23 protein-coding genes are annotated in these 25,053 nt (G+C 64.5%); 9 read left to right on the forward strand and 14 right to left on the reverse strand.

All coding sequences use genetic code 11. From position 1 onward, the window contains the following. Window positions 1-87 precede the first annotated feature (87 nt). Window positions 88-708 (reverse strand): TetR/AcrR family transcriptional regulator, encoded by a 621-nt coding sequence (locus H7J06_RS09725; protein ID WP_264038542.1) that lies wholly within the window; start codon window positions 706-708, stop codon window positions 88-90. A gap of 351 nt (window positions 709-1,059) precedes the next feature. Between H7J06_RS09725 and H7J06_RS09730 the strand changes: the two genes are divergently transcribed. Genes H7J06_RS09730 through H7J06_RS09745 form a run of 4 tightly spaced genes read left to right on the forward strand, consistent with a single transcriptional unit; the run spans window position 1,060 to window position 5,301 of the window. Then, on the forward strand, window positions 1,060-1,506 hold the full coding sequence (locus H7J06_RS09730; RefSeq protein ID WP_264038543.1) for an MmpS family transport accessory protein: 447 nt from the start codon (window positions 1,060-1,062) through the stop codon (window positions 1,504-1,506). Next, entirely contained in the window at window positions 1,503-4,436 is a 2,934-nt protein-coding gene (locus H7J06_RS09735; protein WP_264038544.1) for an MMPL/RND family transporter, read from the forward strand. The genes H7J06_RS09730 and H7J06_RS09735 overlap by 4 nt, the downstream gene beginning before the upstream one ends. Then, entirely contained in the window at window positions 4,433-4,819 is a 387-nt protein-coding gene (locus tag H7J06_RS09740; protein WP_264038545.1) for a DUF732 domain-containing protein, read from the forward strand. The genes H7J06_RS09735 and H7J06_RS09740 overlap by 4 nt, the downstream gene beginning before the upstream one ends. Next, complete coding sequence (locus H7J06_RS09745; RefSeq protein WP_264038546.1) at window positions 4,816-5,301, forward strand: DUF5078 domain-containing protein; 486 nt, start codon at window positions 4,816-4,818, stop codon at window positions 5,299-5,301. Before H7J06_RS09740 ends, H7J06_RS09745 begins: the two co-directional genes overlap by 4 nt. Before the next feature lie 538 nt (window positions 5,302-5,839). Here H7J06_RS09745 and H7J06_RS09750 read toward each other — a convergent pair. Then, a complete protein-coding gene (locus tag H7J06_RS09750; protein WP_264038547.1) occupies window positions 5,840-6,319 on the reverse strand; it encodes a MarR family winged helix-turn-helix transcriptional regulator in 480 nt (159 codons plus the stop codon). Between the two features lie 375 nt (window positions 6,320-6,694). Between H7J06_RS09750 and H7J06_RS09755 the strand changes: the two genes are divergently transcribed. The 3 genes from H7J06_RS09755 to H7J06_RS09765 are packed head-to-tail and all read left to right on the forward strand — an operon-like array spanning window position 6,695 to window position 10,388. Next, on the forward strand, window positions 6,695-7,048 hold the full coding sequence (locus H7J06_RS09755) for an MmpS family transport accessory protein (RefSeq protein ID WP_275079234.1): 354 nt from the start codon (window positions 6,695-6,697) through the stop codon (window positions 7,046-7,048). 35 nt (window positions 7,049-7,083) lie between these two features. Beyond that, on the forward strand, window positions 7,084-9,903 hold the full coding sequence (locus H7J06_RS09760) for an MMPL/RND family transporter (protein ID WP_264038788.1): 2,820 nt from the start codon (window positions 7,084-7,086) through the stop codon (window positions 9,901-9,903). Next, window positions 9,900-10,388 carry a hypothetical protein gene (locus H7J06_RS09765; RefSeq protein ID WP_264038549.1) on the forward strand — a complete coding sequence of 163 codons (489 nt, stop codon included), beginning with the start codon at window positions 9,900-9,902 and terminating at the stop codon, window positions 10,386-10,388. The genes H7J06_RS09760 and H7J06_RS09765 overlap by 4 nt, the downstream gene beginning before the upstream one ends. Before the next feature lie 132 nt (window positions 10,389-10,520). Here the strand turns inward: H7J06_RS09765 and H7J06_RS09770 are convergent, their stop codons facing one another. Further along, entirely contained in the window at window positions 10,521-11,435 is a 915-nt protein-coding gene (locus tag H7J06_RS09770) for an SDR family NAD(P)-dependent oxidoreductase (protein WP_264038550.1), read from the reverse strand. A gap of 480 nt (window positions 11,436-11,915) precedes the next feature. Here H7J06_RS09770 and H7J06_RS09775 point away from each other — a divergent pair, with 480 nt between their 5' ends. Beyond that, window positions 11,916-12,521, forward strand: coding sequence for a TetR/AcrR family transcriptional regulator (locus tag H7J06_RS09775; RefSeq protein ID WP_264038551.1), 606 nt, complete (start codon window positions 11,916-11,918; stop codon window positions 12,519-12,521). 287 nt (window positions 12,522-12,808) lie between these two features. Here the strand turns inward: H7J06_RS09775 and H7J06_RS09780 are convergent, their stop codons facing one another. The 8 genes from H7J06_RS09780 to H7J06_RS09815 form a co-directional block, all read right to left on the reverse strand. Continuing rightward, complete coding sequence (locus tag H7J06_RS09780) at window positions 12,809-13,132, reverse strand: lyase family protein (RefSeq protein WP_264038552.1); 324 nt, start codon at window positions 13,130-13,132, stop codon at window positions 12,809-12,811. A 5-nt stretch (window positions 13,133-13,137) separates the two neighbouring features. Continuing rightward, complete coding sequence (locus H7J06_RS09785) at window positions 13,138-14,280, reverse strand: class II fumarate hydratase (RefSeq protein WP_264038553.1); 1,143 nt, start codon at window positions 14,278-14,280, stop codon at window positions 13,138-13,140. Between the two features lie 61 nt (window positions 14,281-14,341). Next, on the reverse strand, window positions 14,342-15,961 hold the full coding sequence (locus tag H7J06_RS09790; RefSeq protein ID WP_264038554.1) for an NAD-dependent malic enzyme: 1,620 nt from the start codon (window positions 15,959-15,961) through the stop codon (window positions 14,342-14,344). A 42-nt stretch (window positions 15,962-16,003) separates the two neighbouring features. After that, entirely contained in the window at window positions 16,004-16,801 is a 798-nt protein-coding gene (locus tag H7J06_RS09795) for a maleylpyruvate isomerase N-terminal domain-containing protein (RefSeq protein ID WP_264038556.1), read from the reverse strand. Window positions 16,802-16,876: 75 nt separating this feature from the next. Then, window positions 16,877-18,259: an NADP-dependent succinic semialdehyde dehydrogenase gene (locus H7J06_RS09800; RefSeq protein ID WP_264038557.1), complete on the reverse strand. Its 1,383-nt coding sequence runs from the start codon at window positions 18,257-18,259 to the stop codon at window positions 16,877-16,879. A 202-nt stretch (window positions 18,260-18,461) separates the two neighbouring features. Further along, window positions 18,462-18,611, reverse strand: coding sequence for a hypothetical protein (locus H7J06_RS09805; protein ID WP_264038558.1), 150 nt, complete (start codon window positions 18,609-18,611; stop codon window positions 18,462-18,464). 28 nt (window positions 18,612-18,639) lie between these two features. Continuing rightward, the gene (locus H7J06_RS09810; RefSeq protein ID WP_264038559.1) at window positions 18,640-19,353 is read right to left on the reverse strand and encodes an SDR family oxidoreductase; all 714 of its coding nucleotides are present in this window, start codon (window positions 19,351-19,353) and stop codon (window positions 18,640-18,642) included. A gap of 145 nt (window positions 19,354-19,498) precedes the next feature. After that, a complete protein-coding gene (locus H7J06_RS09815; protein ID WP_264038560.1) occupies window positions 19,499-19,921 on the reverse strand; it encodes a tautomerase family protein in 423 nt (140 codons plus the stop codon). Between the two features lie 338 nt (window positions 19,922-20,259). On the opposite strand from H7J06_RS09815, the gene H7J06_RS09820 reads away from it, so the two are divergent. Beyond that, on the forward strand, window positions 20,260-21,321 hold the full coding sequence (locus H7J06_RS09820) for an AraC family transcriptional regulator (protein WP_264038561.1): 1,062 nt from the start codon (window positions 20,260-20,262) through the stop codon (window positions 21,319-21,321). A gap of 23 nt (window positions 21,322-21,344) precedes the next feature. Here H7J06_RS09820 and H7J06_RS09825 read toward each other — a convergent pair whose 3' ends face one another. The 3 genes from H7J06_RS09825 to H7J06_RS09835 all read right to left on the reverse strand — a co-directional run bounded on the left by H7J06_RS09825 (window position 21,345) and on the right by H7J06_RS09835 (window position 25,005). Further along, entirely contained in the window at window positions 21,345-22,199 is an 855-nt protein-coding gene (locus H7J06_RS09825) for a universal stress protein (protein ID WP_264038562.1), read from the reverse strand. After that, window positions 22,196-23,731 (reverse strand): APC family permease, encoded by a 1,536-nt coding sequence (locus H7J06_RS09830; protein WP_264038563.1) that lies wholly within the window; start codon window positions 23,729-23,731, stop codon window positions 22,196-22,198. Before H7J06_RS09830 ends, H7J06_RS09825 begins: the two co-directional genes overlap by 4 nt. Before the next feature lie 224 nt (window positions 23,732-23,955). Continuing rightward, a complete protein-coding gene (locus H7J06_RS09835; RefSeq protein ID WP_264038565.1) occupies window positions 23,956-25,005 on the reverse strand; it encodes a GlxA family transcriptional regulator in 1,050 nt (349 codons plus the stop codon). Between the last annotated feature and the right edge of the window lie 48 nt (window positions 25,006-25,053).

A 25,053-nucleotide genomic window follows, 5' to 3' on the forward strand; every position in this document is an offset into this window, starting at 1 on the left:
TGAGAACGCGTGGCACTCCAGGAATGGACCGCGCCGCGGCGCCCCAGATGAACACCGAGGCTTACGGCACATCGCAACGGCAATGCATCATGGGAGAAGTGACGCCTCGGCCGCGGGGTCGGCCACGTCGTCGATCCAACGCAGCAGCCGCCCCATCTGGCGGTGCATCATGTCGGGGTCGCGCAGGGAATGGGTGAGCACGGCGATGCCCTGGTAGGCGGCAACCAACGTGACGGCCAGATCGCGTGCATCGGGTTGTCCCATCTCACGAAATTGCCGCTCAACCCAGTCGATTACCACACCCAACAGCTCGGGGCTGCGGGAGGACGCTTCAATCCCAAAGCGCTTGTCCAGCTCGGAGGCGAGCGTTCCGATTGGGCACCCATGCTGCGAGACGGAGTCACGGGTGGCGTCGAGCTCGTCGACGAGAGCCCTCAGACGCGCGCGCGGTGTCCGTCGCCGATCCAGACGTGCGAGCAGCTCGTCACGTTCGTTGGAATAGCCTTCGACGATCGCGTCGACCAACTCGTCCTTGGTCTTGAAGTAGTAAAAGATGTTCCCAACGGCCACGTTGGCCTCTGTGGCGACATCGGCCAACGTCGTACGCTCGACGCCTTGGTGGTAGATCATCCGGCGAGCACCCTCGACCAGCCGCTGACGTTTCTGGGCTCCCTGCGCTCTGCGTGACCCGACCATGTTCACCGCCATCATGAGTTGGTTGACTGACTAAAGCATAGCGCCCAAAGGACGCCCGCCTACCGGCTTGGGGCCGCGAAGACAAATCGGGTGGCCTTGAATGGGCGGTCACCATCTCACCCGCTGGATCGGAACTCACATCCGAATCACCCCGCGCCCGCTGGCCATTGAGATGTTAGGTTAGTTGTCCAACCAACTATTAAGGGGTGGAACTCGGATGCGCATTGGACCTACCCATGCGTCGACCTCGCCGTCGCGGCGCCGGAGACCCACCCTCGCCGGGCGCTCGTGTGATCGCGGTCGGCTCATCGGTGAGCGGGCATCGGCTCAGAACCGCTTCGCCCACAACCGAAAGGCGTTTCAGTGAAAGGCTTTTCGGTCGTAAGCGTGGTCAAGCGACGCTGGACGGTGATCGTGACGGTGCTCGTCGTGACGGTCGCGGGTTTCGGCGTGGACCGGCTGCACGACGTCTTTGGTTCCAATGACGTGGTGTCGTGGCCACGCGCGGACTCGATAGAGAACAGCAAGTTCAACCCGAAGCAGGTCCTGTTCGAGGTCTTCGGCAGTCCCGGGGCGGTGGCGACCATCAACTACCTCGACGAGCACGCCCAGCCCCAACGGGTCGACGACGCGAGGCTGCCCTGGTCGCAGCTGTTGACGACCACTGACCCCACCCTATTCGCCGACCTGCGTGCGCAAGGGGATGCCGACACTCTCACCTGCCGCATCACCGTCAACGGCATCGTCAAGGACGAAAGGTCCACCACCAACGTGAACGGCTACATCTCCTGCCTGGACAAGTCCGCATGAGCGAGCACCGCGTCGATGACCCGGTCCGGCATTCAAGGGTTGCGCGCACCATCCGTCGACTCGCCATACCCATCGCCATCTTCTGGGTCGCCGTCGCCGCCCTGACCAACGTGCTGCTCCCCACATTGGAGATCGTCGGCGCGAGACACACGGTGGCACAAAGCTCGCCGGACTCACCGTCCCTGAAGGCGATGAAGCACATCGGCAAGGTGTTCGGAGAGTTCGACTCCGACAGCAACGCGATGATCGTCTTGGAAGGTGACCAACCCCTAGGCCCCGACGCCCACCAGTTCTACGCCACCCTGGTGAAGAAGCTGGCTGCCGACCCCCACGTCGAGCACGTCCAAGACTTCTGGGGTGATCCGCTGACCGCGGCGGGCTCACAGAGCAAGGACGGTAAGGCCGCTCTGGTGCAGCTGTACCTGGTGGGCAACCAGGGTGAGTCGACGTCCAACGAATCGGTCGACTCCATCCGCAAGATCGTCGCCGACACGCCGCCACCACCCGGGGTCAAGGCCTACGTCACCGGTGCGGCGCCGCTGACCACCGACACGTTCGAGATCGGCGGTTCGGAGAACATCCTGATCACCGGGGTCACCTTCGCGGTCATCGGGGTGATGCTGCTCGTCGTCTACCGCTCGTTCGTCACCATGATCTTGATGCTGATGACGGTCATGGTCGAACTGTCCGCGGCCCGCGGCGTCGTCGCCTTCCTCGCCAACTCCGGGATCATCAGCCTCTCGACCTACACGACGAATCTGCTGACCCTGCTGGCGATCGCCGCGGGCGCCGACTACGTGATCTTCGTCGTCGGGCGCTATCAGGAGGCCCGCTCCGCCGGAGAGGATCGAGAAGCCGCGTATCACAGCATGTTCCGTGGGGTCATCCACGTCATCGTCGGTTCGGGACTGACCATCGCCGGGGCGGTGGCCTGCCTGAGCTTCACCCGGCTGCCCTACTTCCAGAGCCTCGGCATACCCGCCGCCATCGGCGTGCTGGTCGCACTGGCGGCCGCGCTCACCCTAGGCCCCGCGATGCTGGTGATGGCCAGCCACTTCGGGCTGCTCGAACCAAAGCACGCGACCCGCACCCGCGGCTGGCGGCGCATCGGCACGGTCATCGTGCGGTGGCCCGTTCCCGTTCCCGTCCTCGTCGCGTCGATCGCGCTGGCCTTGATCGGCCTACTCGCGCTGCCCGGGTACAAGACCGACTTCGACGCCCGCCCGTACGTGCCCGCCACCTCACCTGCGGCGGTCGGGTACACCGCGGCCGAACGCCACTTCTCCCAGGCGCGGCTCAACCCCGAACTGGTGATGATCGAATCCGATCACGACATGCGCAACCCCGCGGACATGATCGTCCTCGAGCGGGTGGCCAAGGCCGTTTTGCACACCCCCGGCATCGCCATGGTGCAGTCGATCACCCGGCCCCTGGGCACGCCAATCAGCCACAGCTCCATACCGTTTCAGATCAGCGCGAGCAGCGCCAGCACCATCATGAACCTCAGCTACCAGCAGGCCAGGGCCCAAGACATCCTCAAACAGGTCGACCAGACCTCCAAATCCATCGACATCCTGCAACGACAGCTCGCGCTCCAGCAGGCCAGCGCCGCCGCCACCGACGAGCAGACCAAGGCATTCCACGACACCGTCGACACCATCAACCAGGTTCGCGACAACCTCGCCAACTTCGACGACTTCTTCCGCCCGCTGCGCAACTACTTCTACTGGGAGCCGCACTGCTTCGACATCCCGTCGTGTTCCGCGTTGAGATCGGTATTCGACTCCCTCGACGGCATCGATCAGCTCGCCGACAAGTTCGGGACCATCACGGCGAGTTTGGACAAACTCAACGCCCTGCAGCCGCAGCTGGTGGCGCTGTTACCGCCCCAGCTCGCCGTTCAGGAAGCCAACCGTGACCTGCTGCGCTCGAATTACGCCACCACGGCCGGCACCGATGCTCAGTCCGCGGAGGCACTCAAGACCGCGACCGCGCTCGGAAAGGCCTTCGACGACGCCAAGAACGACGACTCGTTCTACCTGCCGCCGGAAGCCTTCGACAACCCCGACTTTCAGCGCGGCCTGAAACTGTTCATGTCCCCGGACGGCCACGCCCTGCGCATGACCGTCACCCACGAGGGCAATCCCGCTACACCGGACGGAATCTCGCACATCGACCCGCTGCGAAACGCGGCATTCGACGCACTCAAGGCGACCCCGCTGGCGGACGCCAAGGTCTACGTCGCCGGAACGGCGTCGACCTACAAGGACATAGGGGAGGGCGCGACGTACGACCTGATGATCGCCGCGCTGTCGGGGATGAGCCTCATTCTGCTGATCATGGTCTTCATCACCAGGAGCCTGATCGCCGCGCTGGTCATCGTGGGCACCGTCGCCCTGTCCCTGGGTGCGTCGATGGGGCTGTCGATACTGGTGTGGCAGTACATCTTCGGCATCCAGTTGTACTGGGTCATCGTGCCACTGGCCGTCATGCTGCTGCTGGCGGTGGGGGCCGACTACAACCTGCTATTGATCTCCCGGTTCAAGGAGGAGCTGCCTGCCGGCCTGAAGACCGGCAACATCCGCGCGATGGCGGGCACCGGTGGGGTCGTCACCGCGGCGGGCTTGGTGTTCGCCGCCACCATGTCCTCCTTCATCGTCAGCGACCTCGTCATGCTTGGTCAGCTCGGCACCACCATCGGCCTCGGCCTCCTCTTCGACACCCTCGTCGTCCGGGCATTCATGACACCGTCCATTGCGACTCTCCTTGGTCGCTGGTTCTGGTGGCCGCTCAACGTGCGTACCCGACCGGCCAGCCAGATGTTGCAGCCATACGGCTCGCGCATCTCCGTCCGAGAATTGCTTGGCCACCAACGCCGCCCGGCAACCGGACCGCCCGCGGGCACCGAGGAGGAGGGGCAGCGACCATGACGTCGACTAAGACCGTGACCTGGCTGATGCAGGCCGTCTCGGCGGCCATGGCCGCGGTCTTCCTCGCCGCGCCTGCGCCCGCGCACGCCGACGTCGACACCGACTTCGCCAACCAGTTGCACGTCTACGGCATCTACGGTCCCCGCGACGAGAACGCCTGGCTGGCCAAACTCACCTGCAAGCGGTTGACCAGCCGGGTCGACGGGGACGCGTTCGCCTCGGCGAGGTTCCTCAAGACCAACCTCGCTCGCACCACGTCCACCCAGCAGGTGTGGCAGTTCCTTGGGGCAGCCGTCGACGTCTACTGCCCCGAGCAGACACCGGCATTGCAGTCGGCGGCGGATACCTCTGCTGCGGCAACGAAGAATGAGGAGCAGGGATGAGAGACGCCACAACGGTCGTTCGGCGGTCCATCACGAGGTCAGTGGCCCTCGGCGTGTTCGCCGTGGCGACGGTGGCGCTGGCCCCCGCCAACCTGGCCGCCGCCGACGCCACCGACGACTTCCCCATCCCGCACCGGATGATCATCACCACCTGCGACACCGAGCAATACATGGCCGCCGCCCGCGACACCAGTCCAATCTACTTCGAGCGCTACATGATCGACCGGAGCAACCGCCCCGCCGACGTCCAGCAGCAGGCCTTCGACCGCATCCACTGGTTCTTCTCCCTGGACGCCGTGGCACGCCGCCAGTACTCCGAAGACACCGCCACCAACGTCTACTACGAGAACGTGGCCACCCATTGGGGCAACTGGGCCAAGCTCTTCTTCAACAACAAAGGCGTGGTCGCTCACGCCACCGACGTGTGCATGAACTACCCCAAGGGCGACATGTCCGTGTGGGATTGGGCGGTTACGCCCTGACGTGGCGCAGCAACACGCGCTCCGCACACCCCGTTCATCGAACAGCGCAATTGTCCATCGAGAATGCACGAAACCCGTTGCCGTGGCGTTCCGCCTTCCTCGGCGGAGCTGGCACCGCACGCAGGCGCAGGCCGGGCGCCGGCACGCAGGCCCAGTGCACCATTCAGCAGTGACGCATGAAGCGAGAAGCGAGAAGCGATGGAATGCAACACATTCGGCGATCGCCTACTTCATCTTCATGGGCCTCCAACGTCAACGAATCGCCGTAGCGAGTGTGATCGACAGTCGCAAGCGGCCCACAGTGGCATTGGCGCCATTCTCACGTGCGAGAAGGTCAAGGACTCCCGACGCCACCGCAAAAGGATGGCAGGCCGTCGCCCATGGTCGGGAGTCGGACGTCAATCCCGTTCTGTGGCAACCAGATTACGCCGTGGACGTGACGGCTGACTGCCTCGTGGGCGATGATCACGCCGTCGACGCTGTTCCGCAGGCTGACTGTGGATGAAACCTGAGAAGCCACACCCATCAGGTCGACGAGTCAACCCGTGGCCTGGGCGGCGGGCCGGTCGAGCGCTCCGGCGCTTTGGCGCATCTGTCCGAGAACGCGTATGACGACCTGGGCGGCGAGCCACAGCGCCACCTCGTCGTCATGCGACACCGCGGGTAACAGCTGCGCGATGCGCTGACGACGCACACGGGCTCGGTTGTCCCAATTCTGTTGTCCTGCCTCGCCGAGCACCACCAACGACGCACGACCGTCCTTCGGATCGCTGCGCTTCTCCAGCAGTCCTTGGCGCTCCAGGCGTTGGACGAGCTGCGTCATACCCGACTGGCTGGCACCCTCGGCTTCGGCGAGGGCGGTCAGTCGCATGGGACCTTCGCGGTATAGCCGGTTCACCACGAGGGCGGCGCTGGCGCTGAGATCTCCACGGTCGATCAGGTAGCGCCACATCAGGTCGGTGCCGAGCTCGATCATTTCGGCGATGCTCTCCACACTGTCCCCGACTGGGTGTTTCATAGAAGTTTTATATCACTTAAGTGATGATTGGGGAATAACCGAGGCTGTGCGGCGGTTTTAGTCGAGTTTCATCGGAACACCCTAAATCCGCTCGTAAGCGCGTTGTTTGGAGCAAATGTGTAGCGACGTCACCTTGAGATTGGCTGTGAATAGCCGGTGAATCTGCCCGGCAGTTGAAAAATTCATCGTAGATCGGATATAAAAATCAGGCGAGCGGTTCGGGTCGACGATTTGCGTCGAGAGCCCCGATTGCGGACCCTGGCACGGAATTCGAGGAGTCATTCAGTGCGTCGACGACCAAGCGCCAGGATCGTAGTGGCGAAGACGTGGCTGCCCCTGGTGATCGTCGTGGCGCTCGCCGTCGGCGGGCTGGGCATGTACAAGGCGCACCAGTCGTCGGAGCCCGGCGCGGTCATGGCGGTGCCCCCGCCGCAGGCACCGGAGGAGTTCACTCCCAAGCACATGACCTATGAACTCTTCGGGGACGTCGGCAGCGGCGGAATGTTGTCCTACATCGACGTCGACGGTTATCCGCACGAGGTCAACTTGACCGAGCTGCCGTGGTCGCACGTCGAAACCACCAACCTCAGCGTGGTGTCGGGGAGCATCTCAGCCCAGGTGCACGGTGGCCAAGTTGGCTGCCGGATGTTGGTCGACGACGTCGTTCGCGATGAACAGACCGCCACCCGGCAGGACGCCGATGTCACCTGCCGGGTCAAGTCCGCGTGAGCGCGCACCAAGCGGCAAGGCCGTTCATCCCAAGAATGGTGCGCCTCTTCGCCATTCCGATCATCATCTTCTGGGCACTGTTCGCGATCACGACCAATACCTTCGTGCCCAAGGTCGAGGACGTCGCCACCGAACTGGCCGGCCCTGAGGTGCCGACCTACGCGCCGTCGCAGGCCGCGCTGCTGCACATCGGGGACAAGTTCAAGGAATCCAACTCCACCAGCCTGACGATGGTCGTGCTGGAGGCCGACCATTCGCTCGGTGAACCCGAGCACCGGTACTACAACGATCTGGTCGTCCGACTGAACGACGACAAAGAGCACGTCCAGTACGCGATGGACCTGTGGGGTAGCCCGGTGACTGCGGCAGGCGCGCAGAGCATCGACGGCAAGGCGACCTACCTCCTGTTGCGCCTGGCGGGCAACGTGGGACAGATTCAGGCCAACGAGTCGGTCGACGCAGTACGGGACATCATCAAGGACGACCCGCCGCCGCAGGGTCTCAAGGTCTTCGTCAGTGGGTCGGCACCCATGGCCTCGGACACCCTGTCCATCGCCAACGACAGTCTCAACAACATCACCATCGTCACGATCGTCTTGATCCTGGTGATGCTGCTGCTGGTGTACCGCTCGCTAGCCAACGTCGCCGTGCCCATGTACAGCGTGTTGTTCGAGATCCTGATTGCCAAGGGCCTCGTCTCGACCCTGGGGCACTACGGGTTCATTCCCATGTCGTCGTTCGCGGTGAACATCGTGGTGTCGTTGACGCTGGGCGCGGGCACCGACTACGGCATCTTCCTGATGGGCCGCTACCACGAGGCGCGACGGTTGGGGGAAAGCCGGGAAGAGGCCTACTACACCGCCTACCGCGCGGTCTCGCCGATCATCATCGGTTCCGGGCTGACGATCGCCGGTTCATGCTTCTGCCTGACGTTCGCGCGGCTGGACTACTTCCACACCATGGGCCCCGCGGTGGCGATCAGCATGCTGTTCACCATCGCCGCGGCGCTGACGCTCGCGCCGGCCTTGTTGACCGTGGGCTCCCTGTTCGGGCTGTTCGATCCGAAGACGGCGACCCGCGGCCGCTTGTACCGGCGGATCGGGGCGAGTGTGGTGCGCTGGCCGGTGCCGATCCTCGTGGCGAGTATGGCGGTGGTCCTGATTGGGGCGATCTTCGTGCCGACTTATGCCGTGAGTTACGACGATCGGGCCTACCAACCGCCGACCGGCGCGGCCAACGAAGGTTTCGCCGCGGCGGATCGCCATTTCGCGCCCAGCAAGCTGTTCACCGAGATGTTGATGGTGGAGTCCGATCACGACATGCGTAATTCGGCGGACTTCATCTCCCTGGATCGGGTCGCCAAGGAGCTGGTCCGGCTGCCGGGCGTGGCCATGGTGCAGAGCGTCACCCGACCGCTGGGCCGACCACTCGACCACGCCAACGTGCCCTACCTGTTCACCGTCCAGGGTGGCGCAGCGGGTCAACAATTGCCGTTCAACGAACACGCCAACGACAACACCGATCAGCAGGCCGACATTCAGGCCCAGACCGTCGCGACCCTTGGAAAGACCATCGACCTGACCCAGCAGTTGGCAGACGATCTGCACGCCACCACGCTCACCGCGGAGAACCTGGCAGCGGTCACCGACGAGGTGAACGACGACATCGCCAACCTCGACGACACCTTCCGACCGCTCAAGGCCTACTTCTACTTCGAGCCACACTGCTACGACATCCCGGTGTGTTTCGCGATGCGTTCGCTGTTCGACTCCTTGGACGGCATCGACGCGCTCGACGAACAGATCCACAACACCGTGACCGATTTGCAGGCCGTCGACGCGCTGATGCCCCAAATGGTGGCCCAGCTCAAGATCACGCGCGATGAGACTCAGGCGCTGCAGACCGTCATCGTGAACAATTACGGCCCGGCCCATCTACAGTCCACGCAGACCGACCAGACTTACTTCGACCAGGTCAACGTCGGCAACGACTTCGACAGGTCCCGCAGTGACGACTACTTCTACATGCCCCGAGAAGGGTTCGACAACGTAGACGTCAAGACCGACCTGCGGTTGAACATGTCCCCGGACGGCAAGGCCGCGCGGTTCGTGGTCACCCACGAGGGCAATGCCATGGCACCGGAGGGCATCGATCACGTCAACCAGTTTCCCGACGCGATCCGGGCCGCACTGAAGGAAACGTCGCTCGCCGGGTCGAAGATCTACATCGGTGGTGCGGCATCGCAGAACAAGGACATCAAGCAGTACGCCGAGTCGGACCTGACCATCGTGGCGATCGCCGCCTTCGTGTTGATCTTCCTGATCATGTTGGTCCTTACCCGCAGCCTGATAGCCGCCATCGTCATTCCCGGCACGGTGGCCTTCTCGTTCGCGGGCGCGTTTGGGCTGTCGATCTTGGTGTGGCAGCACCTGATTGGATTGCACCTGCATTGGTTGGTCCTGCCGATCACGTTCGTCATCCTGGTGGCGGTGGGCTCCGACTACAACCTGCTGCTCATCGCCCGGGTCAAGGAGGAGATCGGCGCCGGGGTTCAGACCACCGGTCTGCACACGGGGCTGATCCGCGCGCTCGGCAGCACCGGTGGTGTGGTCACCTCCGCAGGTCTGGTGTTCGCATTCACCATGCTGGCGATGCTGGCCAGCGACCTCAAGACCATTGCCCAGGTCGGTTCCACGGTGTGCATCGGCCTGCTCATGGACACCCTGATCGTCCGAACGTTCTTCGTACCGGCACTCATCAGGCTTCTCGGCCCGTGGTTCTGGTGGCCCACCCTGGTCCGGATGCGCCCCCGCCGTCTCAGCGAACCCACCGACTTCCTCGGAGTGACGCGATGACCTTCGACACCAGCACACACACCGCCGGCCTCGGTTTGTGGGGCCTGCTGATGTTCGTCGCCCTCGGCGTCGAACTCGTGCTGGCCAGCCTTGCGTTCGTCTACGTTCGACGACTACTGGCCCTTCGGACTCTTCCGGGCGCCGATGACCTCAACAGCTATCAGAAGGCGCTCCGCAAGCTTCGCAAGGACGAGCCCATGACCGAAGACGAAGTGAACCTCGCCGGTCGAATCATCGACATCCGCCGAGCTCCGTTGGCGTACACCGTCCCCGCCGCGTTCATGACGTTGGGCGTCTTCTACGTCCTCGGCAGCTTGGAATACCTGCACGGCCACCAGGCCTCCGAACGCACCTTCCTCGGCGTAATCCCGATGTTCACCGCCACCAATCTCATCATTCAAATGCGTAAGACCGCGCGCCTGAAGAAACGATTGACCAAGCTGCCCGCACCGCAGCCCATGTCCGGACCGGTGACGGCGCACTAACCGACTCAACCCTCAGCCCAGTCAGCGGTGAACGGTGCGTCCATCACCCCGCTCGGACGCTGGGGCCGTTCTGAGGAAACCGCGGCGTTGACCGGCTACTGGACACGTTGTGACGCGCAATGATCGCGGTCGTCACCGGCGCTCCTGGTGGTTGTCGCGGTGGGCACGCAAAGTGCGTTCGGTCTGCAGGTAGACCTGCTCCTGCAGGTGCTCGGTGCGGGACTTCGCGGAGGACTTCTTCTGCTTGGAGGGCGTGTGGTAGCCGCCGGTGACGGTGGCCAGGTCGGGGTCGGTCATGATCCGGATCACCCCGGCAGAGCCCTTGCTGGCGTGGCCGTAGAACGGTGAGCCCAGCTTCATCATCAGCCCGAAGATTCCGCCGGCCTTGGCGCCGAAGCCGCTGTTCACGCTGCCGGGGCTGACCGCGTTGACGGTGATCCCGCGTCCGTCGAGTCGGCGGGCCATGGCATAGACCCAGAGCAGGTTGGCCAACTTGGCGTTGAAGTAGGCCTGGGTCTGGGAGTACTTGCCCGGGAAGGACCAATCGGTTTCGACGTTCCCGCGCCCCTCGATCAACGCGGTCATGCTGACTACCCGAGACGGTCTTCCCAACGAGTCCGCACCCGCGTGCAGCAGGTCCAGGAGTGCGTCGGTGAGGGCGGCGACCGCGACGTGGTTGATGGCCATGGTCATCTCGATGCCGTCTGGGGACAGCCGCCGTTCGTTGAACCCGGCGCCGGCGTTGTTGACCAGACCGTGGATGCCTTGGGGGGCTGCGGCGCGGGCGGCCTCGGCGAGCGCTCGCGCGCCGGCGATCGAGCTGAGATCGGCGGCGAGTGGGAGGAACGTGCCCGCTCCGTTGCCGTCGACGACGAGGCCTTCGACGTTGGCGCGTGCCGCTTCCGGGGTGCGGGCGTGGGTCAGGACGGTGGCTCCTTCGTCACCGAGAAGGCGGGCGGTCTCGTACCCGATGCCGCCCTTGGTGGTGCCGGTGACCAGGACGGTCTGGCCCCGCAAACGGCCGTTGGGGGAGGGGTTCTTGCTCATTGGAGTCTCCTAATCGTGGGGTGCGGTTGTGAGGGTGGGCGTGGGCCCGGAATGAGATGCAGGTCGGGCCGCCAGCGGTGGCTTCGAGAACGCGGAGGCGGCGGCGGTGACGAGGACGTCCTTGCCACTGAATCTCATCGGTCGTTCCTTCTCGATTGGCGTTCGCGGCTAGCTGTTGATGACGAGGTCGCAACCGTTTGGACTGATCACTCCACAACCATCTACCGGTCGGATTGGAATGTCAACTCCAGAAATTACTCCTTGGAACGACGATCGAACGCGCGGTGCAGTCGCCTGAAACCGCATCTGGGCGCGCCACGATGCGGGCAATCTAGCTGCGGTAATGACCCTCGCGCGTTTGCCCGTTTCGCGATGGCGGGCCAGCGTCGTCGGTGGAGGGCTCTTAAATTATGGACTGATCACTCCACAAATATCCGGTGAATGTGGAATGCCAATACCAGAGCCGGTTACCATCGGAGGATGATCACGCGCAAGGGCCAGGTGACTCGCGACCGCATCGTGGCCGCCGCCGCGGGCCTGATGTATCAGCAAGGTGTGGCTGGCACCAGTACCGAAGACCTCCAGGCCGCCGCTGAGGTCAGCGCGTCGCAGATCTACCACTACTTCGACGGCAAGGACTCCCTCGCCTGCGCCGTCATCGGGCATTGGAGCGACACGCTCGTCGGGTTTCACCAACCCTTGCTCGCGCGCCTCGACGACATCGGCGCGTTGCGCAGCTGGGCCGAGGCCATCGTGGAATCGGCGCGGGCCAACGACTTTCGGGGCGGCTGCCCGTTGGGCTCGTTGGCAAGCGAGCTCGCCGATCGCGACGAGGCCGCTCGAGTCGACGTCGTCGTCGGCTACCGACGGTGGCAGGGCGTCATCCGTGACGGCCTGTTCGCGATGAAGGCCCGCGGTTCGCTCGTCGACGACGCGGACGTCGACGAACTCGCGATGGCGCTGCTGGCTGCCCTGCAGGGCGGTCTCCTGTTGTCGAAGGCCTTGCGCGACGCCGAACCTCTACGAGTCGCACTGAACACCACCATCGACCACATCGCCTCGTTCGCCACGACGGGAACCGACTAGGCCACGCGGCTCACGATCCGCTCGACGGCGCGGGAGAGGGCAGGCGTTCAGCATGGCTCAGTGCGCACCGCACGCCGTGGGCACGATGGAGCCACGTCGGTAAACGCACTGTGCGGCAAGGCGATCGAGATCGCCTCGATGGCCTGCAGTCACGACGCTGCAACCAGGAGCGGATCTCGCGTGGCTCCGCAAAACTGGCGGTGAAGCGGTTGCCGACGCCGGGATGCACGTGCAGTTCCGCCTTTGGCATCCTTCTAACGGTGGTGCGGGAATTGGTCAGACGTGGTCTACGCCCCCTGCACTCCCTCTCCGACTAGCTTTCGAGGGTCGACCACGTCGTCGAAGGTCTTCTCGTCGACGTCACCTGATTTCAGCGCTGCCTCTTTGAGCGTCGTACCGTTGGCGTTGGCCGCCTCGGCGATCTTCGCGGCGCCGTTGTAGCCGATAACGGGCGTGAGCGCGGTGACGAGCATCAGCGATTCGCCGACCGTTGCGTCGATGCGCGCGTGGTTGAGCTCGGTTCCCTCGATGGAGTAGGTGCGCATCTTGTCGCACATGTCTCCGATGATGCGAATCGAGTGAAGCGCATTGTTGATGATGATGGGGCGCATGGCGTTCAGCTCGAATTGCCTTGGCTGCCGGCGAACCCGACGGCGTTGTCCTCGCCGATCACCTGGATGCAGACCATCACCATCGCCTCGCACTGGGTCGGGTTGACCTTGCCCGGCATGATCGAGCTGCCGGGCTCGTTCTGCGGGAGCAGCAGTTCGCCCAGCCCGCAGCGCGGACCCGAGGCTAGCCAGCGCATGTCGTTGGCGACCTTCATGAGCGCGACCGCGACGCCGCGCACGGCCGCCATCGCCGCGACCATGGCGTCGAGCGAGCCTTGCGCCGCGAACTTGTTCGGTGCCGTGCTGAACGGCTTGTCGGTGAGTTCGGCGATCGTCTTGGCGATGTCGGCCGAGAAGCCCTGGGGCGCATTGAGTCCGGTGCCCACCGCGGTGCCGCCGCACGCCAGTCGGTAGAGCCCGTCCAGTGACCGGCGTACGTTCTCCATGGCGTCGCGCACCTGGGCGGCGTAACCCGACCACTCCTGGCCGACCGTGAGCGGCACTGCGTCCTGCAGATGGGTGCGGCCGGTCTTGACCACGCCCATCCACTGGTTCGCCTTGGCCTCGATCGCGGTGGCGAAGCGGTCCAGCGCGGGCAGCATGTGCTCGGTGAGTGCCAACACCGTGGCGATGTGCATGGCGGTGGGAAAGCTGTCGTTGGACGACTGGCCCATGTTGACGTGGTCGTTGGGATGGACCGGGGTCTGCGTGCCCACCGTCCCGCCCAGCAGCTGAATGGCACGATTGGAGATGACCTCGTTGAGGTTCATGTTCGACTGCGTCCCGGACCCCGTCTGCCAGACGTAGAGCGGGAAGTGGTCGTCGAGCTTGCCGGCGATCACCTCGTCAGCGGCCTTGACGATCGCATCGGCACGCCACTGCTCGAGTCGCTCCGCCTTGGCATTGACGAGCGCGGCCGCCTTCTTGACGTAGCCGTACGCGTGATAGACCGCCTTGGGCATGTGGTCGTCGCCGATCGAGAAGTGCTGCAGCGAGCGCTGTGTTTGCGCGCCCCAATACCGGTCGGCGGGTACGTCGACGTCGCCCATGGAGTCGAATTCCTTGCGCTGACCGGTCGCGTCGATGCCAATCGGCACGTCCTTGATCGTCTCGTGCTTGGCAGTCGTCTGGTTCTCGCTGTCAGCCATCTGATCCTCCTGGCATTGGGGATGTGGTTCTTGGGCAGGGTCGCCGGGGCCGGGGCGGGCGTCAGTAGGTGGGGGTGTAGGTCAGGCTCTTGATCCAGGCGCGGATGTCATCGGGTCGGTCGACGGTCGCGAGGCCGCGGTCGAAGATGTGCTCGGCGATGCGGGTGGCCGTGGTGATCTCGACCTCGAGGATCTCATTTTGGTTGGGGTACAGCATCCCTTCATCGCGAGATGCCTGGTCGATTTGGTCTGCCGAGCCGCGTGCTCCGGCAATCCACATGTCGTCGTCGATGCGCGTCGGCTTGGTCGCGTAGATGGCCAGGCCAAACGCCGGAAAGACGTAGAAGTTGTTGGCTTGCCCCGGGTGGAAGGTCTTGCCGTTGAAGGTGACGTCGGGGAACTGCACGCCGGCTGCGAAGAGCGCCTTGCCGTCGGTCCACTCATAGGCCTGCTGCGCGGTGCACTCCGCCTTGTCGGTGGGATTGGACAGCGGAAAGATGATCGGTCGGTCGGTGTTCGCGGCGACTCCCTTGATCACCTCCTCGGTGAACAAGCCCGGGGTCGTACTCACGCCGATGAGCACCGTCGGTTGAAACGACGTCACCGCCTCGGCCAGGCTCTGCGTCGCGGGCAGGTCCTTGGCATAGACCTTTTGGGACGGGCTTAGGTCACCACGTGTGGCGTCGAGGAACCCGTCGACGTCGTACATTGCGATGCGTCCGCGGGCATCGTCTCGTGATGATCCCTCGTCGATCATCGCCTCCACGATCATGTTGGCGATGCCAATTGCTGCCGATCCTGCACCGGCGAAGAGAACCTTCTGGTCTGCCAGCTTCTCGTTCTTGATTTGAAGCGCGGTCGTGAGTCCGGCGATGGTGACGCTCGCCGTGCCCTGGATGTCGTCGTTGTAGACGAGGTATTCGTCTTGGTAGCGTGCGAGCAGCCGGATCGCGTCGGTGCCCTTCCAATCTTCGAAATGTACGCACACGCCCGGGAATACCTCGTTGACGGCCTCCATGAACTCGTCGAGCAGCGCGTCGAGGTCGTCATCGGAGGGGGGTGTCTCGCGCAGCCCGGTGTATAGCGGATCGGCGCGCAGCGCGGCGTTGGTGGTCCCGATGTCGAAGTGTATGGGCAACAGGCATTCTGGGGGCACCGCGGCGCACGCCGTGTACAGCTGAAGCTTGCCGATCGGGATGGGGGCGCCGTTGGCCCCGATGTCGCCGAGACCCAGGATGCGCCCGCCGGAGGTGACGCAGATGAATCGGATGTCCCGCGTTGGCCAGTTGGCCAGTACCTCGGCGATCCGTCCCTTCATCTTCTTGGTCAGATACATCCCTTGGGGCCCGCGATAGATGTGGCCATAGGTGAGGCAGGCGTCGGCGATGGTGGGGTCGTAGACGATCGGGATGAAGCGTGCGGGGTCACTCATCAGCAGCGCATAGAACAGCGTCGAGTTGCGGTCGCACAGCTCTTCGAGATAGATGTACTGCTCCAGGTCGCTCGGCTTGGCCGCGAGATGGTGCAGCGCGCGTTCGACTTGCACGTCCAGCGTGTCGACGGCCGCAGGCAACAAGCCTTCGAGGTGGAGGTCGGACCGCTCCTCTGCGGAGAAACCGGTTCCTTTGTTCAATGCTCTGTCGAGCAGGACTTCCATACCGACACGAGGTTGCTCGCTCATCTCATTCTCCTATCTCATGGGGTCGCGTTGGTGACTGTGGCATCAGATGATGTCGAGACAATCGAGGAACCCGACGGCGGCGGCCTGATCGCCGGTGAGCTGACAGAAGTTCCGCCAGGGTTTGCGCTTCGTGCCCCAGGCGACGAAGTCGGTTGCCGCACTGCGGATCCGGGTAGTACCGCTCGCACCGGCCTCGATCGTCAGGCGGGTGTGCGGCCCCTTCGCCGGTCGCACGGTGACGGTGGTCGCGCCGGGCCCGGTGAGTTCGAGGACCAGTGGCGCCGTGACGGTGGCGGTGAGTTCGGGTCCCTGCATCTGCGGCACACCGGCGAGCATGAACTCGACGGCAGGTGCCACGAGACGATCGGTCGGAGGGGGCACGGGGATCGAGAGGGGCCCGTCGGGCGCGAGCATGTCGTTTCGCAGATGGCAGAAGACGTTGAAGGCCATCGTGTTCGCCAGCAGGTGCCGGGGGTATGTGCCGAGGCCGGGCACCTCGACCGGTGTGTCGGCGCTCGGAGGTTGTTGTGCCATCTCCAGCAGATCGAGTTGTCGCGGACCGTAGTGTTTCCACTCGTCGATGACCTCGGCATGGCTGAGCCCGCGCCGCTGATCGACTCGCAGATCGTGGTACCGCTCGCGGTTGCTCGGCGCCGTCGGGTCCGGTGGCGGCGGTTCGACGGCTTCGTGGGCGAGCGCCGCGAGGTGGGCAATGACGTCGATGACGCGCCAGCCAGCGCACGCCGACGGCGCCTCCCACTGGGCATCGTCGACCTCGGCGATGACGGCGTTCAGCTGCTCGGAACTCTCCCGAGCAGCCTCAAAACCTTGTCTGGTCAACGTATCTCCTGTGACTGGCGCATCCGGCGGGTGGCCGCGACCAGCCCATCGTCCTTGCAGCCCTGCGGCGCCGTCTCAGGCGTCGGCGCCGATCCACACCGTCTTGGCGTTCATGAATTCGCGCATCCCGAGATCGGACAGTTCGCGCCCGTAGCCGCTGCGCTTCACGCCACCGAACGGGATCTCCGGATAGCTGGTGGTGTGTCCGTTGATGAAGGCCATGCCGGACTGGACGTCGCGGATGAACAGGGCGCGTTCGTCCTCGTCTTCACTCCACAGATTTGAGCCCAGACCGTAGGGGTGACCGTTGGCGACCTCTAGCGCCTCCTGGATGGATGCCACCGAGAACACCTGCGCCACAGGGCCGAAGACCTCCTCGTGGAACATCGTCATCTTCGAGGTAACCCCGGTCAGGACCGTGGGCGGGTAAAACCAACCAGGTCCCTCGGGCCGCGTGCCGCCGACGAGCGCGGTGGCGCCCTTGGACAGCGCGTCCTCGACGTAGCCCGCCACGTCGTCGCGCCCGGATTCGGTAGCCAGCGGACCCACGTCGGTGGCGGAGTCCATGGGATCGCCCACGACGAGTGCACCCATCTTGGCGACGAACAACCTCAGGAAGGCGTCGTAGATGTCGGCGTGTACGAAGAAGCGCTTCCCGTTGATGCAGGACTGGCCGTTGTTGAGGGTGCGGGCCGTCACTGCGACGTCGGCCGCGCGATCCAGGTTCGTCGAGGGCATCACGATGAACGGGTCGGAACCGCCGAGTTCGAGGACCACCTTCTTGATTTCGCTGCCAGCAATGGTGCCCACCGACTTGCCTGCGGGTTCACTTCCGGTCAGGGTCGCGGCCCTGACCCGATCATCGCGCAGTACCTGCTCGACACGGCCGGAGGAGATCAGCAGGGTCTGGAACACGTCGTCGGGGAAGCCGGCGTCGCGGAACAGTTGCTCCATGTACAGCGCGGTCTGGGGCACGTTGGAGGCGTGCTTGAGCAGCCCGACGTTGCCTGCGGTGAGTGCGGGCGCGGCGAACCTCATCGCCTGCCACAGCGGGAGGTTCCACGGCATGACCGCGAGTACCGGGCCGATTGGTTGGTACGTCACGTAGGCGTTCTTGGCCCCGACGCGGGTGGCGTCCGCCGGCAGGTCCCTCAGATACCCGGGTCCTTCGGCAGCGTAGAAGCGTAGCCCGTGAACGCATTTCGCGACCTCTTCCTGCGCCGCGCGGTAGGTCTTGCCCATCTCGGTAGTGATCAGCTCAGCAACGGAGTCCGCCTCCTTCTCCAGGTGGTCGGCGGCCCGTCCGAGCCATCCGACGCGCTCTTCGACAGTGGTCAGCCGGTAGGACTCGGCGGCGGCCGCTGCGCGCGCCAGTTTCTCCTCGAGTTCTTCGGCAGTGAGCTCGTCGAAGGTCTTGAGAACCTCTCCGGTAACGGGGCTGATGGTGCGAATTGCCACGGCGATCCCTTCCTATGTATCGGGGTGGTCAACGATGTCTTCGTCGGCGCGACACGGCGTGTGGCGACGGTCGTCCTTGTTACGCAGCGTGATTCAGGTGCCCGGTACATTCTGTCGAGATGACTCGCCCGGGAGGTCCGCGGGATGGACGGTGCTGCCAGCCGGCCCGCGGCGCTCGGGCCGGCCTGGCGGGGAGTCGTGGTTAGGGGGCGGGGATCGGGTCTTGGTCGTCGCGCAGTTGCTCGGGTGTCATGTCGAACGATTTCTGGATGCCGTCGTTGCGGGTGCCGAGACCGTCGGTGGTCTTCTTGCTCCACGGCGCCTCGACGAGGCTCTTGGTCTCCTCGAGCATCGACTTCGGCTCCAAGTTGCGGTAGCTGTCAATCTCCCCGGCAGCCAGCGCTGTCAGCGTCGCGTACACGGGTTCGGGGTTGAACTGCGCCCGGGGAAAGGCCAGCTTCGAGTAGTCGAACAACCGCTGCTGCGGGTCGTCCTCCCAGCTTCTCCCACGTCTGGAAGATGCGGTCGTTGAACCCGGTCAGGAACGGTCCCGGGTTCATGGTCGCGACCTCCACGCCGAACTCCTGCAACTCGTCCTTCATGCTCTCGGCAATGGCCTCCACGGCGTGCTTCGAGGCGGAGTAAAGGCCGGTGAACGGGTTGACGTTGAGCCCCTCGCGGGAGGACACCCAGATGATGCGTCCGGATCCACGTTTGGCCATCTGCTTGGCGATGCCCTGGGTCAGCAGCAGCGGTCCGGTGACGTTGACCTCGAACTGGTGACGGATGTTGTCTGGGGGAATGTCGACCGTGGAACCGCCTTCGCCGACGCCGGCGTTGTTGACGAGAACTTCGATGCCCCAGTCGAGGGCCTTGCGGCGGTCGCCGGCGTTGGTGACGTCGAGCTTTTCGACCTGAAGGGTCACCCCGCGCTCGTCGGCTTGTCGCTTCAGGGTCTGCACCTGGCCGTAGATCTCGACGGCGGCCACCACAGTGAAGCCCTTCTCGGCGAGTCGCATCGCGACTTCGTATCCGAAGCCGGTTCCGGCTCCGGTGATGAGCACCTTCTTCAACGTCGTTGCAGGGGTTGCCATGACGGCATCCTTTCGGGGTGGGGAGGGCGCCGGCTGACTACGGGCGCCAGTCGGGGGTTGTGTTCATCTGCCAGAGGTGGGCAGGATCGGTCGGAAGGGGGCAGTCCGTCGCGGTGGGCTCTACGAGGGACCGAAGCTCCACTCGTCAGTGCGGGATGGAGTTTGGGTCGAGACGGTCGGTGGGCACACCCCTGACGTAGGTTGCCACCCCCAGGCCCATGGAGAAGTCGGCCGGCTGAACCGTCATGAGGTTGAAGAAGACGTCCTCGGGCCGCACCTGCAGCTTTTCCTCCAACTCGTCCACGACGGCTTCGTAGAACGCGCCCTTCTGTTCGGGGGTCGCGACGTCGAGGAAGATCAGTTGGATGAAGATGCAGTTCTCGGAGCGGTAGATTCCGAGATAGTCGGCGTCGAAGAGGAAGTTCTCCGCCTTGTGTTCGCTGATGGTTTGGAACCGATCCTCGGGCACGCCAAGGCATTCGATCATCTTGTCGTAGACGACATCGGCGATGGTCCGGCGATATTCCGCTGACTTGCCTTCGATGAGGTCGATACGAGCTAGCGGCATGAAAAGCTCCTGACGACGCTAAGAGCCCGGAGTTGCACCCCGGTCGATGGTGTGGACGTGAACTACATTCCCTACTCCGTAGTGAACTCCGACCGCTGGCGGTGTGCTAGCCCAATTCGGCTCGACTCGTGCCCATTTCGACTTCATCGTGGATAGGCGGCATCTGAGGTGGTGTGCTCCTGCGCAGGCTGCGGCCCGTCTGTCACGGCCCAATCTGCCGGGGCCGTATGGCTTGACGTCTTCCCAGCAGACTCCCAGCCTCAGGCCAGGGAGGCGATATTGAGGTGTGCGATATAGGATCGGGCGAGCGACGAGCCCACTCGGAACTGGAGGTTGGGATGCTCGATCACCCCTGTGAGCATGGAGTGCCCTCCAACGACCTTGCCGAAGAACTGTCAGCTCGTTCGTTCGGCGACGGCGCCAACGTGGGCCTGTGGCCCGGCTTGACGATCTACCGATACGTCGAGCCGACGGTGCCGAAATGGGATGAGATCCAATCGCTTTCGGTGTGTATCGTCGCGCAGGGCCGCAAGGCCGTCACCGCCGATGGTCATCACTACCCATGCGACGAAGGCCAATATCTGCTGCTGAGAAGCGACCTGCACTTTCAGGTGCAGATCCTGGACGCAACGCCGGACAAACCGTTCCTCGCCTTCGTGCTGGAGATCGATCCGGCGGTGGTTCGTAGACTCTCGGAGGCGGTGGTCGGTGGTCGAGGCACGTCGGACCAATCGAGGTCTTCGACGGAGGGTCAGGATCAGGGGGTCGTGTCCGAACTCGACGCCGACCTCGGGGGTGCGGTACTCCGCTTCTTGAGGTCACTCGCAGCGGATTCGGACCGACGGGTGTTAGCGCCGCTGTATCAACACGAGCTGGTTTACCACATCTTGCAACGTGACCGGTCCTCTAAACTGCTGTTGATGGCAGGCCAGCAGGAAGATGGGAATTCCGTTGCGGCGGCGTTGAACTACATCAACACGCACCTGTCCGAGCCACTGACGGTCGAGACCCTTGCCGGGCAGGTGAACCTCAGTTCGTCGGCGTTCTCACGAAGGTTTCGCGAACTTACCGGCAGATCGCCACGCCAGTTCGTCAAGGAGACCCGACTAGAGCGGGCGCGCGAACTGCTGTTCGAACGCCGACTGGGGGTCGGAGACGTTTCCGTCGCAGTCGGATACGCCAGCCAGTCGCACTTCACGACTGAATTTAGGGCGCGTTTCGGGACCCTTCCGCGCGACTACGCCGACGCAGAGGGACTGAGCCGCGATCTACGGCCGACCTGCAGCGCAGCAGACTCAAGCGGTGAACTCGGTCCCTCGAGAGCGAAGTCATCGGAGCAAAGGGCAGTGTCGTGTTGCGGAGCGCAACTCTCCGCGAGCGGGGCCAATTCCTCGCGGTGACTCCGCCATCTTGCCTGAGCACGTCACGGGCTGGCGTCCTCGCCTGGCGTTACGACGATGGGGACCTGTAGGACACGCAGGATCCTGGCGGCGGTCGAACCGATGAACAACCGGCGAGGCGGGGCCAGTCGACTCGACCCGAGCATCAGCAGATCTCCGGGCTCCCAATCGAGTCCTTCGACGGCCGCCTCGACCGTGTCGCCGTCGGCCACGACCGCAGTGACGGCGGCGCCCTCTGGCAGTGCTGCTCTTACGGATTCCAGTGTGGCGTGGGCATGTTCGCGAGCAGCCTCGACGCCCTTCTCGCCGTGTTCGTCGAGTGCCACCAGCGAGACCAGTCGTAGGGGTGCCCCGGTGGCCCGACTCATCTTTACCGCGGTGTCGAGTAACCGGGCCGCACCGGGGCGATCCCCGACCGCGCACGTGACGCTTCGGACGCGCTGTACGTCCGAGTGTCGGGTACCTCGCGGCGCCACCGCGACCGGCGCGGGTGCAGAGTGCAGCAGGTCGTCGACGAATGAGCCAAGTGCCAAGCTGCCCGCCAGGCCACCGCCGGATCCACCGACCACGAGGGCCTCGGCACCGAGCTTGAGTGCTTCGTCCCCAAGTGCTTGGGCGACCGACTCTCCGATGACCACTTCCGCCCCAGCCGTGACGTCCTCGGGCACCAGGCGCATCGCGTCGGCGAGCCATGCCGAGCCCTGGCCGGCGAGCACGTCGTGAAATCTGTCGGCCGTCACGCGAGGAGTGGTCACGTCGTCGGGCGACAGCACCATTCGCAGTTCCAGTTCGGCGCCAAGGGTGCGGGCGAGTCGAACGCCGAGTGACACTGCATCGGCCCCACCGGCGGTCGCGAGGTAGCCGACGACGAGCTTCACTTGTGTCCACCTGCCCTGCGGTGCTCGACGTGCTCGATTGGCGTGCCCTCCTCGGCCAGGGTCTCCTCTTCGATCCTCATCGTGAGCGGCTTGCGTAGCCCGCGGGTGACGTACACCAACAGCACGAGGCCGACGACGAACCAAATTGCGCCGTAGAGAAGGGCATCGAAGTGCAGGTTGAGCCATAGCACCGCCGTCAGGGACATACCGATGATCGGCAGCACGATGTTGGTGAAGATCTCCACCGGTGTGCGCCGCTTCTTCAAGTGCACGGCGAAGTACAGCAGAACGGTCAGGTTGACGACGGTGAAGGCGATGAGGGCGCCGAAATTGATCATTGCCGAGACGAATTCGAGCGTGAACCTGAATGCCAGCAACGACACGGCGCCGACGATCAGCACGGCGTGCAACGGGGTGAGAAACCGCGGATGGATGTAGGACAGGAAACGCGGGATGCGCCCCGTCTGATTGCGAGCCATCACGTAGATCATCCGGGAGACGCTGGCGTGCGAGGACAGGCTCGAAGCGAACATGGCCGCCAGCGCAGCCGAGACGAACAGAATCTTGAAGAAGTCGCCGCCTACCTTCAGCGCGAGCTCGGGCAGGGTGTCGTCGGTGACCTCGAACCCGTCGAGCGTGGGGAAGGCGCTCTGGGCGAACCATGCCCCAAGCAGGAAGATGGCGCCGCCGATCAGGAGGGCCAGGACGATGGCCTTGGGGACGGTATTCGGTGTCTTGGCCTCTTCGCTGTACATCGTGATCGCGTCGAACCCGATGAACGAGAAGCACACGACGGTGGCGCCCGCGATGACTGCCTGCATGTCGACACCGGCGTGATACAGCGGTTGCAGCGTCAGTGCGGTGCCCTGACCCAAGCCACGCGTCAACGAGATGTACGTCAAGACGACGAACACACCGATGAGCACGGTTTGGAAGACGACGAGCACTCCGTTGATGTTCGACGTGCCCTTGATGCTCCAGCAGTTGAGCGCGGTGACGATCGCCACGTAGACGAGGACGAAGATCCAGGACGGAGCGTCGGGGAAGAACGACTCGAAGTAGATTCGGCCGATGACTGCGTTGACCATCGGCAACAACAGGTAGTCGAGCAACGAGGACCACCCGACGAGGAAGCCGACGTTGGGGTGGATGACCTCCGATGCATACGTGAAGGCCGACCCCGCCGAGGGGAAGACGCGGGTCATCCGTCCATAGCTGAGCGCGGTGAACACCATGGCGACGAGCGCGACGATGTAGGCGAGCGGAACGACGCCGTCCGTCTCCTCCGACACGATGCCGAACGTGTCGAAGACGGTCATGGGGGTCATGTAGCCGAGGCCGAGGCCGACGATGGCCCAAAGCCCGAGTGATCGCGATAGGTGAGACGTGGCGGCTGGTGCCGTGTTCTGTTGCACGCGATAACCTTTCGTCGACCGTCGAGAGAATCCCACGTCGCCCTCGGGGTGGCAGTCGGATTCCCAGACGGACACCCTATCCACTCGGGGGCGCTGGCCGAACGTTTCGGACCACATTTTGGACCGCGAGACAACACGAACCTCTTCTCGCTGGCGCCCGAAGAACGCCCCCAGTCCTTCGGCGAGCCGATGGCGTGAAGGAGTGACCGAGGATTGACGCGCGGTGGAACGGTGCGCCCGAGGCAGCGAGGAGGAACGGACACCTCGGACGCCGACGCGGCGGATCGGTGGATTCCGCGCGGTGCGGACGGGTTGGCACCGCCAGGCGAGACTAGCGCTTGCTAACTCGCGCTTCGGTCGACACCCGTTGTGCGGAAACGGCTTCGGTAGGTCCCCGGTGAGACACCGAGATTGCGACGGAAGGTGCGCCGCATGGTGTCCGGCCCGCCGAAGCCCGCGCGCCGGGCGATGGCTTCCTGGCTGTGGTCGCCGGTCGCCAACATCACCTTGGCCGCCTCCAGGCGCGCCTGCTCGACGAACCTGGCGGGTGTCATGCCCACCTGGTCGCCGAACATCCGTGCCAGGTGCCGCTCGCTGACCGCCGCCTGCGCGGCGAGGACCGCAACTGAGTGGTCCGCGCCCGGATCGGCGACGATGGCGTCGAGGATCTCCCGCAGGCCCGTGCTCACCGGCAGCGCCGACTGGGCCCACACGCTGAACTGGGCCTGTCCGCCCGGTCGCTGAAGGAAGACGACCATCCACCGCGCGACGCGCCGGGCGACGGCAGGACCGTAGTCGGTCTCCACCAAGGCCAGTGCCAGGTCGATTCCCGCGCTGATGCCTGCGCCGGTGATGAAGGGGCCATCCTGGACGAACAGCGAGTCGGGGTCGACCTTCACCCGTGGGTACCTGCGGGCCAGGGCCTGGCAATGCGCCCAGTGCGTGGTGGCCCGGCGATCGTCCAGCAATCCGACGGCGGCCAGCACGAAGGCGCCGGTGCATACCGACGCGATCCTGCGCGACCGTGGAGCGAGCGCGCGCACCATCGCGAGTGCGGGCTCGACGGCGTCCGGCGTCGTCTCCTCGGGAATGTCGTGCTCACCCGGGGTGAAGGTGAAGTCCGCGGGCACCCCGCCGGGAACGATCAACGTGTCGATCTCTTCGGGCGCCTCTGCCAAGGAGAGGTCGACGTGAAGTGACGCGTACGCGGTGGTGGCGACGGAGTCACCGGTCGGTGAGACCAGGAGGACCCGGTAGTGCGCACCAAAGTCGTTGGCACGCGCGAAGATCTCCAACGGCGCCGCGACGTCCTGCAGCGTCACCTTGTCGTAGAGCGCGAAGACGACCGTCCTGGGCGTTTCTCCGTCGGGATGTCCGGAATCGTCGGCCATGTGTCCTGTCCTGCCCTTTCCGCCTGCCCGGTCAGGCCCGAGACTCAT

The organism is Mycolicibacterium hodleri (assembly GCF_025822245.1).
GTDB classification, from domain to species: domain Bacteria; phylum Actinomycetota; class Actinomycetes; order Mycobacteriales; family Mycobacteriaceae; genus Mycobacterium; species Mycobacterium hodleri.

Bases quoted from the DNA above. Each gene is read 5' to 3' on its own strand.
- H7J06_RS09830 (WP_264038563.1), bottom strand. From the start codon at position 23,731: ATGTGGTCCGAAACGTTCGGCCAGCGCCCCCGAGTGGATAGGGTGTCC.
- H7J06_RS09815 (WP_264038560.1), bottom strand. From the start codon at position 19,921: ATGCCGCTAGCTCGTATCGACCTCATCGAAGGCAAGTCAGCGGAATAT.
- H7J06_RS09765 (WP_264038549.1), top strand. From the start codon at position 9,900: ATGACCTTCGACACCAGCACACACACCGCCGGCCTCGGTTTGTGGGGC.
- H7J06_RS09790 (WP_264038554.1), bottom strand. From the start codon at position 15,961: ATGAGCGAGCAACCTCGTGTCGGTATGGAAGTCCTGCTCGACAGAGCA.
- H7J06_RS09820 (WP_264038561.1), top strand. From the start codon at position 20,260: ATGCTCGATCACCCCTGTGAGCATGGAGTGCCCTCCAACGACCTTGCC.
- H7J06_RS09775 (WP_264038551.1), top strand. From the start codon at position 11,916: ATGATCACGCGCAAGGGCCAGGTGACTCGCGACCGCATCGTGGCCGCC.
- H7J06_RS09780 (WP_264038552.1), bottom strand. From the start codon at position 13,132: ATGCGCCCCATCATCATCAACAATGCGCTTCACTCGATTCGCATCATC.
- H7J06_RS09735 (WP_264038544.1), top strand. From the start codon at position 1,503: ATGAGCGAGCACCGCGTCGATGACCCGGTCCGGCATTCAAGGGTTGCG.
- H7J06_RS09755 (WP_275079234.1), top strand. From the start codon at position 6,695: ATGTACAAGGCGCACCAGTCGTCGGAGCCCGGCGCGGTCATGGCGGTG.
- H7J06_RS09835 (WP_264038565.1), bottom strand. From the start codon at position 25,005: ATGGCCGACGATTCCGGACATCCCGACGGAGAAACGCCCAGGACGGTC.
- H7J06_RS09770 (WP_264038550.1), bottom strand. From the start codon at position 11,435: ATGAGCAAGAACCCCTCCCCCAACGGCCGTTTGCGGGGCCAGACCGTC.
- H7J06_RS09740 (WP_264038545.1), top strand. From the start codon at position 4,433: ATGACGTCGACTAAGACCGTGACCTGGCTGATGCAGGCCGTCTCGGCG.
- H7J06_RS09750 (WP_264038547.1), bottom strand. From the start codon at position 6,319: ATGAAACACCCAGTCGGGGACAGTGTGGAGAGCATCGCCGAAATGATC.
- H7J06_RS09810 (WP_264038559.1), bottom strand. From the start codon at position 19,353: ATGGCAACCCCTGCAACGACGTTGAAGAAGGTGCTCATCACCGGAGCC.
- H7J06_RS09745 (WP_264038546.1), top strand. From the start codon at position 4,816: ATGAGAGACGCCACAACGGTCGTTCGGCGGTCCATCACGAGGTCAGTG.
- H7J06_RS09760 (WP_264038788.1), top strand. From the start codon at position 7,084: ATGGTGCGCCTCTTCGCCATTCCGATCATCATCTTCTGGGCACTGTTC.
- H7J06_RS09785 (WP_264038553.1), bottom strand. From the start codon at position 14,280: ATGGCTGACAGCGAGAACCAGACGACTGCCAAGCACGAGACGATCAAG.
- H7J06_RS09805 (WP_264038558.1), bottom strand. From the start codon at position 18,611: ATGCTCGAGGAGACCAAGAGCCTCGTCGAGGCGCCGTGGAGCAAGAAG.
- H7J06_RS09725 (WP_264038542.1), bottom strand. From the start codon at position 708: ATGGCGGTGAACATGGTCGGGTCACGCAGAGCGCAGGGAGCCCAGAAA.